General features: G+C 44.7%; 9 protein-coding genes. 3 read left to right on the plus strand and 6 right to left on the minus strand.

Annotated features, from left to right (window positions below; translation table 11 throughout):
• Positions 1-30: 30 nt before the first annotated feature.
• Positions 31-375 carry a DUF5329 family protein gene (locus KI742_RS00185; RefSeq protein WP_222711996.1) on the plus strand — a complete coding sequence of 115 codons (345 nt, stop codon included), beginning with the start codon at positions 31-33 and terminating at the stop codon, positions 373-375.
• On the opposite strand, the gene KI742_RS00190 is transcribed toward KI742_RS00185, so the two are convergent.
• Both KI742_RS00190 and KI742_RS00195 read right to left on the minus strand, forming a co-directional pair.
• Positions 343-1,242, minus strand: a complete 900-nt coding sequence (locus KI742_RS00190; protein ID WP_053349393.1) for a LysR family transcriptional regulator — start codon at positions 1,240-1,242, stop codon at positions 343-345. The two genes, KI742_RS00185 and KI742_RS00190, sit on opposite strands and share 33 nt — an antisense overlap.
• Before the next feature lie 1,338 nt (positions 1,243-2,580).
• Entirely contained in the window at positions 2,581-2,919 is a 339-nt protein-coding gene (locus KI742_RS00195; RefSeq protein WP_005374208.1) for a YggL family protein, read from the minus strand.
• Between the two features lie 266 nt (positions 2,920-3,185).
• Between KI742_RS00195 and KI742_RS00200 the strand changes: the two genes are divergently transcribed.
• Positions 3,186-5,222 (plus strand): PhoX family phosphatase, encoded by a 2,037-nt coding sequence (locus KI742_RS00200; protein WP_149192196.1) that lies wholly within the window; start codon positions 3,186-3,188, stop codon positions 5,220-5,222.
• A gap of 99 nt (positions 5,223-5,321) precedes the next feature.
• On the opposite strand, the gene KI742_RS00205 is transcribed toward KI742_RS00200, so the two are convergent.
• The 3 genes from KI742_RS00205 to KI742_RS00215 all read right to left on the minus strand — a co-directional run bounded on the left by KI742_RS00205 (position 5,322) and on the right by KI742_RS00215 (position 10,318).
• Complete coding sequence (locus tag KI742_RS00205) at positions 5,322-6,713, minus strand: glycoside hydrolase family 1 protein (RefSeq protein ID WP_137282872.1); 1,392 nt, start codon at positions 6,711-6,713, stop codon at positions 5,322-5,324.
• Between the two features lie 191 nt (positions 6,714-6,904).
• Positions 6,905-8,032, minus strand: a complete 1,128-nt coding sequence (locus KI742_RS00210) for a conjugal transfer protein TraF (protein ID WP_285385005.1) — start codon at positions 8,030-8,032, stop codon at positions 6,905-6,907.
• 213 nt (positions 8,033-8,245) lie between these two features.
• The gene (locus KI742_RS00215; RefSeq protein ID WP_285385004.1) at positions 8,246-10,318 is read right to left on the minus strand and encodes a sensor histidine kinase; all 2,073 of its coding nucleotides are present in this window, start codon (positions 10,316-10,318) and stop codon (positions 8,246-8,248) included.
• 171 nt (positions 10,319-10,489) lie between these two features.
• On the opposite strand from KI742_RS00215, the gene KI742_RS00220 reads away from it, so the two are divergent.
• Positions 10,490-11,839, plus strand: a complete 1,350-nt coding sequence (locus tag KI742_RS00220; RefSeq protein ID WP_285385003.1) for a sigma-54 dependent transcriptional regulator — start codon at positions 10,490-10,492, stop codon at positions 11,837-11,839.
• Positions 11,840-11,882: 43 nt separating this feature from the next.
• Here the strand turns inward: KI742_RS00220 and KI742_RS00225 are convergent, their stop codons facing one another.
• Complete coding sequence (locus tag KI742_RS00225; protein WP_054576191.1) at positions 11,883-13,091, minus strand: GGDEF domain-containing protein; 1,209 nt, start codon at positions 13,089-13,091, stop codon at positions 11,883-11,885.
• Positions 13,092-13,093: the final 2 nt, after the last annotated feature.

A 13,093-nucleotide genomic window follows, 5' to 3' on the forward strand; every position in this document is an offset into this window, starting at 1 on the left:
TATGTGGTCAGGGATAAGGATAAAGGTGCGATGAAAGCAAAGTGGACGTTGTTACTTACATTAAGCATTCTGCCTACCTTTGCACTAGCAGAGGTAGAGCAAGATATCTCGACGTTGATAAAACGAGTTGAGCAATCCTCTTGCACCTTTATCCGCAACGGCAAGGCGTACACTAATCAAGAAGCGGCAGAACACATGCGCAATAAATGGGATTACGCCAAAGATGACGTTGATTCCGTGGATGTGTTTATAAAAGAGGTCGCGTCAAAGAGCTGGTTATCTGGCAAACCATATTGGGTGGATTGCCAAGAGGAACGCATTACCAGCGAAGAGTGGCTAACATCATTGATGCGCGCCACCGATCACATCCAATAACACTTCTTTGATGGTCTGATAGCGCAGAGGTAGAGCACGACTGCGCTTACGAACTAGAAATAGCTCTTCACATACAGTGTTTTTCAATTGAGCAATGTGCAACGTGTCTTTTAGCGGAAAATTGTCGACCGCACTTTGAGGCAGCACGGTGAAGCCAAGTCCTTTGCTGACAGGTAGCAAAATTTGGCTCAATTGATTTACGTAGCCGGATAATGGTAAATCGCTCATCTTAATTTCTTGGAGCTGTGGTTCTTCACATTGGTCAAAAAAAAGTGTCATGTAATGCTCGGCATCAGGGTGGCTAATGACACCACAGTCATGCAAGAGTTGTGGCGTTATCTGCTTATTTTGATATTGCTTTGGCAGAACCAAGCACAACCTCTCTTTACCAATTCGTTCACTGTGAAACAGACCTTTGTTGGGAACATCAGTCACGATACCAATATCGATGTGTCCTTGCGTTATGGCGTTGAGAATAGATTGATTTGGCGCGGCTTCTAAATGTAACGATAAGCTCGGGTGCTGTTTTTGCTTCTCCAAAATGGGCCCATACAACATTAACGCCATTGCACCAGAACAAGCCAGTTTACAGTGGCCTGAAAACGCATCATCAAAACTGAGCTCTTCGAGCAGCTTCTTCTCTCTATCTTCTAACTCGAGCGCATATGCGTAGACGATCCTGCCTTGCTCGGTTAATTCGAAGCTTTTGTTTTCGCGCTTGATCAAGGCATGCTGACAACTTTGCTCTAATTTTTTGATGTGTTGGCTGACGCCAGGCTGAGTCATAAAAAGTTTTTCTGCCGTTTGCGTAAAATGACCGACTTCAATCAATGTCTTAAATGTATGTAACCAAACAGGATTAAGCATAGTGTGTGATTTTCTGAGAGCTTTGTTGGGAGACGTAAAGAAAATGATAGCACGGTGTTTTATGAAAACAGAGAAGACTTAAACGATAAAAGATGAATCGTTATCAATACATTACAGACAAAATAAAACCCCGCCTGGTTTCCCAGACGGGGCTTATTCTTTTTCGCAGCAATCCAGCTACTAATAGGTGCTCCCTGCATCTATCCTTGATTGTGGCTAAGTCCTTTAACCGAGTTCCTTGTTCATCGCCTTCCTAGCGGTGTCCATTCTTGCCTATCATCCTGACGGGCGAACTCTATCCTAGAGCTTAACTACATCCTTGCTGACAACTCATCCTAAGTTATCAAATCTTCATCCTGAAGATACCCAATCCTTTAGGCTTTTTTCCTGTTCCCGCCAACATCCTGTCGACAAATTGAGTATTGATGTTTTGCTGATTTGACTCAATTAACTTTTCTAAATTATTTTTACTTATTATTTTAAGTGAATTTAAATATTACTGTTAAATCATATGTTTAATGTTTTTTCTGGCATTGTTCTTAGAGGTGGTTAATCTATTTGCTTACAACTCTTGTAAGAGATCTCGCACAAGTTTGGTGGTGAATGTATTAATGTGCGCTTTTTGTTCCGAGTTCTGTGGATTGAACTGGATCACAATGCGTTAAAAGGGAGACGATAAAGATGAAAGTGAATTGATCTTGAGTAGAGATTTGTTTGAAAAGAAATAAAAAATCTTGCGGTTTTTATAAACAGTATGGTAAATCTGAAATGCCCACCTTGTTAATCCTTATTAAGATTCAATGACAGTATAAGTAGGGAACTTGATTGCCATTTTTCTGTCATATCTGGTGAGTAAGTTAACCGTGTCAGATAGATAATATGCCGTTTGCCAGTAAAAACAGGCTGCAAGAAATCGGTAATTATCATTATGTTGTGAAATTGGTCACGGTTAAATGATTGATTCCCTTATAGATTGAAGGGGATACGACCTTAGACAATAAGCTCCATGAGGAGCGTTACTTATATAAGATGAGGGACTTTACTATGAAAAAGACTAGAAGAGCTCAGCTACATCGTGTGCGTATTCAATACTGGAAAGACACGAAAGACGCACCAGCTAAAAAATCATAGTTAATTATACCTAAAGGCACGAGCTGGCTGTGGAACGCAGTTTCCCGTTGATTGCCAGCTCAAAAACACCACAATCACATTCACTCCGCGCAACTTCCCAACCCCCCTATTTTTACTATCGCATTCTTCAAAAAATAAAAAAGCCAGTCTTAAGACCAGCTTTCTCTACCATTTACTGAGCTCTGCGTATTACAGGTTGCCCTTTAGTTACAGGTAGTTGGCGTCAACTAGTTCGCCCGCTTGCGCGCTTTTCACTTCAGGACGTGCTTCTAACCATTTAATAACTTGCGCTTTCTGTTCTTCAGTCGCACTGCCGTAACGGTCAGTAGAACATAGGAAGCCTTCAAACAGTTCTAGACCACCGCCACCGAAGCAAAGACCAAGCTCGTCAATGTAGTCGATAAAGTCATCAACGAATGCATCGTAACGGTCGAAGTCGTTAATGTCTGTTTCACAGCTGATCTCGAAACCTAGGATTGCGAACTCACCTAAGAACAGCTTTTTACGGATACGACGGCTCTTGTTATCGATCTTGTCTAATTTCATGATTATCTCTCGTAGATGATTTGATTTCGTACACCTTATACCTTCTATCACACTTTAGCCCAAGTAAAATCAGAATGAAGCGATACAGTTGGTGATTATGTGACCAGAATTTAATTGCTTCGTTAGCTGTGTTGGTTGGTTTGCAGTATTGTTGAAACACAAGTTTCATATGTTTTAAGCACTTTTGTCATTTTTCTTATCCAAACTTCTTGCCGTTCAACTAATCACTTATTTATTAATTAAACTATAAGATCGGGAAAGTAAAAATGAGCAAGGAAACCTTTGACGCGACGCGTTATAACCAAAGTGAAAACAAACCATTTGAAGAAGTATTAGAAGCGAGCCTATCTCGACGCAGCATTCTGAAAGGTGGTTTAGGTATCAGTGCGATGACAGCGTTTGGTGCTTTCGGATTGGCTGGTTGTAACTCGTCTGACTCAGGGAGTACAGTAAGCAGTGGTTCGGGCGCATCTAAAGCCGTTCTTAACTTTGAATCTATCCCTGGCTCACTCACTGACGCAGTTTCAATTCCACAAGGTTACACCGCACAAGTACTAGTACCTTGGGGAACACCACTTAATGCACAAGGCAGCGCATGGCAAAATGATGGTACCAACACCAGTACCGATCAGTTAAATGCGCTAGGCATGCACCATGACGGCATGCATTTTTTCCCATTGAACGATAGCACTACCGATGGCTTGCTATGTATTAACCACGAGTACATCGACACATCAGCACTGCATCCAAATGGTCCGACGGTTGAAAATGGCGTACGTACCATTGTAGATGAAGTGCGTAAAGAGATTAACGCGCACGGTGTGTCAGTGGTTCGCATTCAACTGGAAGACAACATGTGGAAGTTGGTTGATACCGATCCACTAAACCGTCGTTATACTGGTGCGACCGTCATGGATTTGTCTGGCCCGGTGGCCCACACATCTTTAACTGTCACTCGTTTCTCGCCAGATGGCAGCCAAGCGCGTGGTACGTTAAACAACTGTGGCAACGGCTACACGCCGTGGGGCACGTACTTAACGTGTGAAGAGAACTGGCCAGGTTACTTTGTTAATGCCGGGACTCGTACAGAAGAGCAAGATCGCATTGGTGTCGATGATCAAAGTACACGCTACTTGTGGGAGACATTAGCAGGAAATGCAGAAGAGCGTCTTGATGAGTTCTCTCGCTTTAATGTGGCTCCAACAGGAGCAAGTGCGATGGATGATTACCGTAATGAAGCCAATGGTCACGGTTACATTGTCGAGATTGACCCTTACACGCAAAACTCACGTGCGAAGAAACGTACTGCGCTAGGTCGTTTCCGTCACGAAGGCTGTACTTTCGGTAAGCTTGAAGAAGGCAAACCAGTGGTATTTTATTCTGGCCACGATTCTCGCTTTGAATACCTATACAAATTTGAATCTGCGGCAGCGTGGGATCCAGCAGATGCTAACCCTGATAATCGCTTGGCGATGGGTGACAAGTACATGGACGAAGGCACACTGTATGTGGCGCGCTTCAATGAAGACAGCACAGGTACTTGGTTACCATTAACGCTTGATAGCGTAACAACCGCTGGTGGTACGTTAGCGGATCACTTTGATTCACTGGCTGAAATTATCATCAATACTGCGGGTGCGGCGGATTTAGTTGGGGCAACACCAATGGATCGACCAGAGTGGTGTACGGTTGATCCATTCACGGGTTCAGTATATTTAACATTGACGAACAATACGCGCCGTACAGATGAAACCAATCCTGCGAATCCACGTTTGAATAATAAGTTTGGTCATGTTATTCGTTGGGATGAAGGTGCTTCAGCAACTGACTTTACTTGGGATATCTTCGTGTTTGGCTCTCCGGCAAACGGTGATGCGGACACTAACCGTTCGAGCTTGACCGAGCTTAACCAGTTCGCGAGCCCAGACGGATTAGCGTTTGATGGCCGTGGTATTTTGTGGATTCAGACTGATAACGGCGCAGATGAAGTTACGTCTTACACCAATGATCAAATGTTGGCTGTTGTGCCATCTAAGCTAACAGATGAGAATGGTGATCAAGCTGTGATTGGTGCGGATAATCAAGCTGAATTGAAACGCTTCTTTGTCGGACCAAATGGTTGTGAAGTAACAGGCTTTACCATCAGCCCTGATTACAAATCATTGTTTGTGAATATTCAGCACCCAGGTAACTGGCCATACAGTGAAGATGCAGCCGAAGAAACGCCTGCTGGTGTTTCTGTGCGCCCACGAGCGGCGACAGTGGTTATTCGCCGTGAAGACGGTGGAGAGATTGCAGTTTAATCTCTAAATGAATAAACACCTTAAAATTCAAGCCCTGCAATTGCAGGGCTTGATGGTTTAGGCGAATGCCTAGTTGCACTTTATACCTAGACAACAGGCTTAGCTTTTCAATGAACCGCCTGAAGTACGAATCACGTCTTGATACCAGAAAAAGCTTTTCTTGCGTTTACGTTCTAGCGTTCCTTGCCCATCATCATGACGATCGACATAGATAAAGCCGTAACGTTTGCTCATCTCAGCGGTTGAGTTTGCGACCAAATCGATTGGCCCCCAGCTGGTAAAGCCCATCAGCTCAACGCCATCCAGAATCGCTTCGTGTGCTTGAACAAGATGGTCGTTCAAGTAAGCGATGCGGTAATCATCTTGAATCTCACCGTTTTCATCGATTTCATCACGTGCACCTAAGCCGTTTTCTACGACAAACAGTGGTTTTTGGTAGCGATCGTGAAGGAAGTTCAGCAGAATGCGCAGGCCTTTTGGATCGATCAACCAACCCCATTGGCTCTTTTCAAGGTATGGGTTTGGTACGCTATCGACAATGTTACCCACTTCCTTCTGTTTCGGATCCGCGCTAGCACAGCCACTTGCGTAGTAGCTGAATGAGATGAAATCGACACTTGCCGACGCAATTTCTTCTAAGTCGCCTGCTTCCATCTGAATTTCGATGCCGTTTTCTCGGAAGTAACGCTTCATGTAGCCTGGGTACTGACCACGTGTTTGTACATCACCGAAGAACAACCACTTGTTGTTTTCATGCATGGCAGCAAGCACGTCATCAGGGTTACAGGTGTATGGGTAGTTGATTGCGCCAAGCAGCATGTTACCAATCTTGCCGTTGGGTACGATTTGCTGACACAGTTTTACCGCTTTTGCGTTGGCGACTAGTTGGTGGTGAATCGCTTGGTAAATCTCTTGTTCACTGGCGTCTTCTTGCAAACCAACACCAGTAAATGGTGCGTGTAGAGACATGTTGATTTCGTTGAACGTTAACCACAGCTTCACTTTGTTTTTGTAGCGTTCCAGCACGGTGCGGGCATAACGTTCGAAGAATTCGATGACGCGACGATCGCCCCAACCGCCATAGTTTTCAACCAGTGCGTAAGGCATTTCGTAGTGAGATAAAGTTACGAAAGGTTGGATGTTATGCTCGGCAAGTTCGTCAAAAATTTTATCGTAGAACGCCAAACCTTCTTCGTTAGGTTCTAGTTCGTCCCCATTAGGGAAGATGCGGCTCCATGCCAAAGAGAGACGCAGACAGTTAAAGCCCATCTCTTTGAACAGCGCGATGTCTTCTGGGTAGCGATTATAGAAGTCGATCGCCACGTCTTTGATACCCGGTGTACGTTCTTCACGGGTTTGATGCGGACTCAAAATACCGTTTGGCAGCATGTCTGATGTCGATAACCCTTTACCCCCAAGGTTGTACGCCCCTTCTACTTGGTTTGCAGCAATGGCACCACCCCAAAGAAAATGTTCAGGAAACTTAATCATGTTTCTCACTCTTTATATTTAGGAAATGTTTGTGGATTTATTGCTTGAGAATAGTGTAGGAGACACCTCGATACTTGTATCGAGATCGTATTTTTATCAGTTCATCACCAAACGTCAGTAATGATAAACATTGATATATAGGATGGTTGTTAACAATGCCAACCTAAGTGAATTTAGATTGGCATTCATATTCAAAACGTAAATGCTAAATTCGCCGCCGCGCCAAACTGGTTATCGCCAGCGTAAGAGCCAGCGAGGTCTAAACTGATCACATCAAAAGGACTGATGCCAATGCCACCTGTCACTGAGTTATCGAGATTATTTTCTAGGTCAATTTCATAACCAGCGCGAAGTTGTGCCCACCCCCAAGCATTCCCCTCGATACCGACACGAATAAACTGAGTGTCATCGTCGAGCTCTTTAAAGCGCTTTTGTTTGGTGAGATCGGCGTCTAAGCTCAGAGCTACATAGTTCCCGACATAACCGATGCCAACTGTCGCTTGTGGTGTGAGTTCGTAGGTATAGTTGCCCAGTTTTGTTTCAATATCTTGCTCGAAGACGTCTTTTAATGAAAGGCCTGCTCTAAATGCGTTGTGATACCAAGCGACCCCAAGATCCATATTGAAAGTATTCTTTGATAATTCACTTTTGTCGTAATCCTCGATATCAAAGTCGTCTAGTGTTGTACGTTGTGTGTAGGTTTTAAGTTGTTGGTATTTTGGTGTAATACCAAATGCGAATTGTTGTTCGCCTATAGTGTAAGCACGAGATAGAGCAATACCATATTCCACATTACCGAAAGCAGCTAGGTTAACGGCAGAATTGAGGTATCGATCTGCGGTGTTTGTTGAATCTGAGATATCGGGTGCAGCAAGTATCTCCACATAACCAGTGCTAAACAGGTTTACAGACATGTAGCGCGTCGGAATAGCAATTGCGAGGCTTAGCCCTCCGTTAATGACAACTGGGACGCTCTTATCCAACTGATCGAGGAGGCGATTAAGCTCGGCCTCGTTCGCTGGAGTAGGAATGCCCTGAATACTATCATAAAGGTCTTGGGCGTCATCTACGGCTGACAACGCTTCATCCTCGTCGTGGATATTGACCCCGACAGCCGGAATGAGCAGACCGATATCATCATTTTCTCGATAGAGGGCCCCCAAGGCTGGGTTATGTAGGGGCGCGGTCAAATAGTCAGCAGAAACGACGCCTGTATTTCCCATACCATGACTTCGAGCGTCGGCAGCGTAAGGTGCAGAAAAAGCGTGAGGTGATAATATAAAAAGCGCTCCTGTTGCAGCTAAAGTTATTTTTCTCATAACGCATCCATTCTTACTTTTAAATAATTACTTATCATTAAATTAGACGGTGGGAGCTAAAACTGGTGTCAACCACCAAAAATTGTTCTGATGAATGGTATGTGGCGATTCATCAAGTTAAGCGTAGGTTAGGCAACTCGCTTTATAAAGTTGAACAGGATTTATATTGCTCTCTTATTGAGAGAAAAGGATTGAGAGATGGGAGAAGTTAGGTCAGCTTCGGTGAGGAGCGAGTTTAAATACTAAGATGAAGGACATTCCTTCAGTAGTGTTGAGCTGTGCGCTGACTTTCCCTTGCATATCACGCATATTGTTGGCTGTAATCGCTAAACCCAGCCCCAATCCTTCACCAATTTTCTTTGAGGTTTGGAAGGGTTCGAACATGGATTCAAGCATCTCATTCGACACGCCGCAGCCATTATCACTGACGATCAGTTCGACCTGATTGTCGGTTGGATTGACGATCAAGCTGAGCTGCGGGTTGGTGGTATGGTTCATTGCGTCTAGCGCATTCGAGACAAGATTACCGAGTACCTGAAGCAGTCGTTGTTCTTCACCCAAGATGTTAGGTAAGTCATGAGCAACTCGAACACGCACATCCACTTTGTCTAATTGGGTTTGATAAACGCGTAGGGTTTCTTCGAGTGCGGAGGTAAGAGAAATTGCTTGTAGGCTTTCTGGTTTGTTGTAGGCGAACGTCTTTAACTGGCTGGTCATGCTTGCCATGCGATCAATCAGCTTCTGTACCAAAACATTGTTGGCTTTCATCATCTCGGTTTCGCCGCGTTCCGCCAGCAGTTCGTTCGTGGTGAGCAGGGTACGCAAGCCTGTCAGTGGCTGATTGAGCTCATGAGTAATCGCGCTCGACATACGACCCAAGGCGGCCATTTTGCTCGATTCAATTAACTGGCTTTGCGCTTCTTTTAGCGCTTGAGTTCGCTCTTCAACCCGTTGTGCCAGTTCTTGGTTGACCTGTTGCAGTGACTGTTCGGCTTTTTTCCGCTTGCTGATGTCGATGATCGTTGCAAGGAAATACTGCTCGCCATGCCAAGGGAAACTGGTTAGCGAGAACAGGACAGGGAAGACGCTTCCATCGCTGCGTCTGGCAATGGTTTCGACCGTACTGATCTCTGCGAGCTCTTTATGTTTAGGTAAGTCCTTGAGCAACTTAAGTGTGGTGGAATTAGGATTGCCTGCATCGAATAACTCCCAAGCAAAAGCGTGTCGATTGACGCTTTCTGGTAAACAGAACAAACGCTTCGCCATTGGGTTGAGATCGAACAGTTGTCCTTGTTCATCAATCAATAGCAAACCAACGTGGGTTTTATTGATCATCTGTTTCAAGCGGCGTTGAGACTCTTCCAACAGGGCTTGAATTCTTTGTTGGTTGATGTGCTTTTGGCGGCGTTGTAAGCCAATAATGACGAGTAGTATAACCAATAAGAGTAGCGCTGCTACGCTCCAACCAATCACGTTGATGGTTTGTTGAATCGGCTGAGAAGGGGTGAGGTAGCTGACGTACCAATTCAAATCATCCAATTTAACGGTGTGCGCAAAATAGCGTTGCTGGTTGAGCGTCCACACACTGATGTTGGTGTTGTCGTATAAGCGCTGCGTTTCTAACTGAACGGCGTTGCTCGGTTCGTTAAACCAGTCTGCGTTATAGAGCGAGCTGCTTGATAGGAAAAAGCGTTGCTGGCGATTTTGCAACGTAATGATGTCTTGGCTAGTGATAGTCTGTTCGGTCAACAGACTGAGGTTGATTTGCACCACTACAATGCCTGCGATATCCAGACCGTCGTAGATAGGGGCTGCAAGATAATACAACGGGCTCGAACCTTTGGTTTTGTTCACCAAGGAAACCCCACCGCCTTGATTGTGAATTTGTTCCACAATGGCTTTTCGGTCAGACAGGCTAAAGCGCTCTTCGATTAAACTCGAGACCAATACTTCGCCAGAGTTAGACAGGATTAGCCAGCCTTCCGTATTGGCGGCTTTATCGAGTTGAGTCAGTTGGGTTTGCAACGGTTCGTAATAAGTCAGATTCCCTTTCACAAAAGCGATGGTTTCTGGATTGTTAGTAACGAGGTAAGGCAGGTGATAGAAGCGTTTGAGTGCACGGCGAACTTCACCAATATAGTCGAGCAGTTTTTGTTGAGCTTCGGTTTGAGTTTGTACGCTCAACCACTGACGAGCCACCTCTCTGCTGGCGCTATAGCAAGACAACATCAGCACTGCCGCAATTGCGACCACAAGCCATGTTTTGCCATTCCTTTTGCGCTGCATACCGACTCCATTCAGCTAGTGCGTTCTCATCGACAGTCATTAAAGAGTGCGCCTAACTGGTTGGATGTTAAAGACTTGTAAGCAAGAAGTGAGATCTAGCTCCTTTTCTCCTCAGTGGTTTTTGCTACCGTTAGCAAAGAGCGATTTCTATTTCACCTACGGTAGTAACTCATGGCTTTTGACGACACCCCTAAAATTGCACTTATCGAAGACGATGACATTGTTCGTCAGGCTACCAGTCAGTGGCTGCAACTGGCGGGGTTCGACGTGACCGCATTCAGTTTAGGAGAAGAGGGGAAAGCGGCCATTCTTAGCCAAGAATTTGATGCGATTGTCAGTGATGTTCGCCTGCCGGACACCGATGGTTTGTCGATACTAGAAAGCCTGATTGCCAATCACATTCCAACGCCGGTTATCTTGATCACCGGACATGGTGACGTTGACATGGCTGTCGGGGCGTTACAAAACGGTGCGTTCGATTTTATCGAGAAACCTTTTCAGCCAGAGCGTTTATCCCAACGAGTGACCGAAGCGGTCGAGAGTTATCGCGCACAAACGTCTACTCAAGATCGCCAAGAGTACCTATCTAGCGTTAGCGGCTTAGAAGAGGTGTTGATTGGGCGAAGCCGAGTGATGCAACAGCTTAGAGAACAAGTAGCCAAGTTAGCACGCATTGATACCAACGTGATCATTTACGGTGAGACAGGTTGTGGTAAAGAGCTGGTAGCGACCAGTTTGCACAATGAAAGTCAACGTAGAACCCATCATTTTGTGCCAATCAACTGTGGAGCTATTCCTGAGAACCTGTTTGAAAGTGAGCTGTTTGGGCATGAAGCTGGGGCATTTACTGGAGCGGGTAAAAAGCGCATTGGTAAGTTGGAATACGCGGATAAAGGCACTTTATTCTTTGATGAAATCGAGAGTATGCCGCTGTCGATGCAGGTGAAAGTGCTGCGTTCATTACAGGAACATACGGTTGAGCGTGTTGGGGGTAATCAGCAGATCTCGGTTGATTTGAGAGTGATCGCCGCCGCGAAAGAAGATCTCAATGATCATGATGAGTTTCGTCAGGATTTGTATTATCGACTCAATGTAGCGCAGATCTATTTGCCTCCGCTACGTGAGCGAGAAGAAGACGCGTTGATCTTGTTCGAACACTTTGCCCTGAAAAGTAACCCTGAGAGTCGTCCGCTGAGTGAAGCCGATAGAAAAGCCATTCTTGCTTACGCTTGGCCCGGTAACGTGCGTGAGCTTAGAAATGTCGCAATGCGTTATGCTCTGGATGAAACCGTCTCCGTAATGGAAATTCTCTCCAGTCGACCATCTTCTACAACCGAAGAGACACAAGCAGGCATTCCGTTGGCGATTCAGCTGCACAATTTTGAACGTAAGGTACTACACGATTCCTTAGTTCGACACCAAGGACGAATTACGGATGTGATGGTCGAGCTAGATTTACCGCGCAGAACCCTCAACCAGAAGATGCAGAAGTTTGGTTTGAATCGCTCTGACTATACTTAGTGCGATTTCTAGCTAATGTAAAATCATTGGCATAACAAACACGTTATGCGCTTTTGGCTGGAGCTGGGACAAACTTATAATTTAGGTCTTTCCCTTCTCCAAACAAGGTAACGAGGTTCCTTCCAGTATGTTTAGAGCTATATAGCGCTTCGTCTGCTTCAGCAAGCGCCTCTTGAAGTGATTGCCCCTCAGATAACTGACTGATACCAAAGCTCATGGTCACTTCAGTTTTAAATGATTGCAAAGCGGTTTCAGTTTCGACCGCAAGGCGAATTTGCTCTGCGAAAATTTTGGCTTGCTGTGCTTTTTCGAGCAAAACAATCATGAACTCGTCACCACCAAATCGCACAATGCAGGCTGACTCAGGAAGATGCTTTTTAAAAATAGTGGAGATCGTTGCCATGACGGAGTCGCCAACCGTGTGACCATAGTGATCATTAATCGCTTTGAACTTGTCTACATCAGTCATAATAATGCTGATTGCTTGGCTTTTTTTATGTGCTTTATTAACCAAGTTTGGAACGATTTCTTCCATGGCTCGACGATTATATAGCCCTGTGAGTGCATCTAAATGAGAGAGATCATTAATGGATTGCACCAAGCGTCCGTTAATTAACCACAGCATACTAAAGCTCAAAGCAACGATCAGGCAGATGCTAAATAAGAAAGTCAGCTGATGGATAAGGCCTGCGACCATAAAGCTTGGTAACTCACCTGAAAAAGTACTCCAAAGCGCCCTAAATCCCATAAAAAAACTAAATCCAAAGAAAGAGTAAGCCATTGCTTTAACAGGGAGCTTTAAGTCCTTTTGGGTACCTTTAAGCATAGCGACACCACTAAAGAAGGTGACGATACAAATATACATGCTCAGATAAATAATACGGCTTTTGATAGAAGGATCATGGAAGGTGAAATAGTAAAATGAACCACTGAAAACAGGTGTTAACAAGGTGAGACAGTGAGCCAATTTTAAAGGGTATTGACGAAAAATGCTTACGCTATATAGCGTAAGCAAGAAGCCGACTAATATGAGAGTGTTGGCTATGACGATGGTCAGCCAGTCTGGCGCAGAGCCTCTAAAGCCAAGTAAAAAAGGGCCTAAACCAATGAACAGTAGTGATATCGAGAAGGTTTTTAAGCCTTTGACTCTACCCTGAGTGTATTGATAACAAAGCAGACTAATAGAGTAAATGCAAGAGAACAGAATAACGATAAAGTTCAGTGTTCTGATGTCTAGATACTGATTATCCATAG

Source organism: Vibrio sp. D417a (assembly GCF_030248595.1).
Lineage (GTDB): Bacteria > Pseudomonadota > Gammaproteobacteria > Enterobacterales > Vibrionaceae > Vibrio > Vibrio alginolyticus.

Coding starts and splice junctions, on each gene's coding strand:
- KI742_RS00215 (WP_285385004.1), bottom strand. CDS start 10,318: ATGCAGCGCAAAAGGAATGGCAAAACATGGCTTGTGGTCGCAATTGCG.
- KI742_RS00200 (WP_149192196.1), top strand. CDS start 3,186: ATGAGCAAGGAAACCTTTGACGCGACGCGTTATAACCAAAGTGAAAAC.
- KI742_RS00220 (WP_285385003.1), top strand. CDS start 10,490: ATGGCTTTTGACGACACCCCTAAAATTGCACTTATCGAAGACGATGAC.
- KI742_RS00205 (WP_137282872.1), bottom strand. CDS start 6,713: ATGATTAAGTTTCCTGAACATTTTCTTTGGGGTGGTGCCATTGCTGCA.
- KI742_RS00185 (WP_222711996.1), top strand. CDS start 31: ATGAAAGCAAAGTGGACGTTGTTACTTACATTAAGCATTCTGCCTACC.
- KI742_RS00225 (WP_054576191.1), bottom strand. CDS start 13,091: ATGGATAATCAGTATCTAGACATCAGAACACTGAACTTTATCGTTATT.
- KI742_RS00190 (WP_053349393.1), bottom strand. CDS start 1,242: ATGCTTAATCCTGTTTGGTTACATACATTTAAGACATTGATTGAAGTC.
- KI742_RS00210 (WP_285385005.1), bottom strand. CDS start 8,032: ATGAGAAAAATAACTTTAGCTGCAACAGGAGCGCTTTTTATATTATCA.
- KI742_RS00195 (WP_005374208.1), bottom strand. CDS start 2,919: ATGAAATTAGACAAGATCGATAACAAGAGCCGTCGTATCCGTAAAAAG.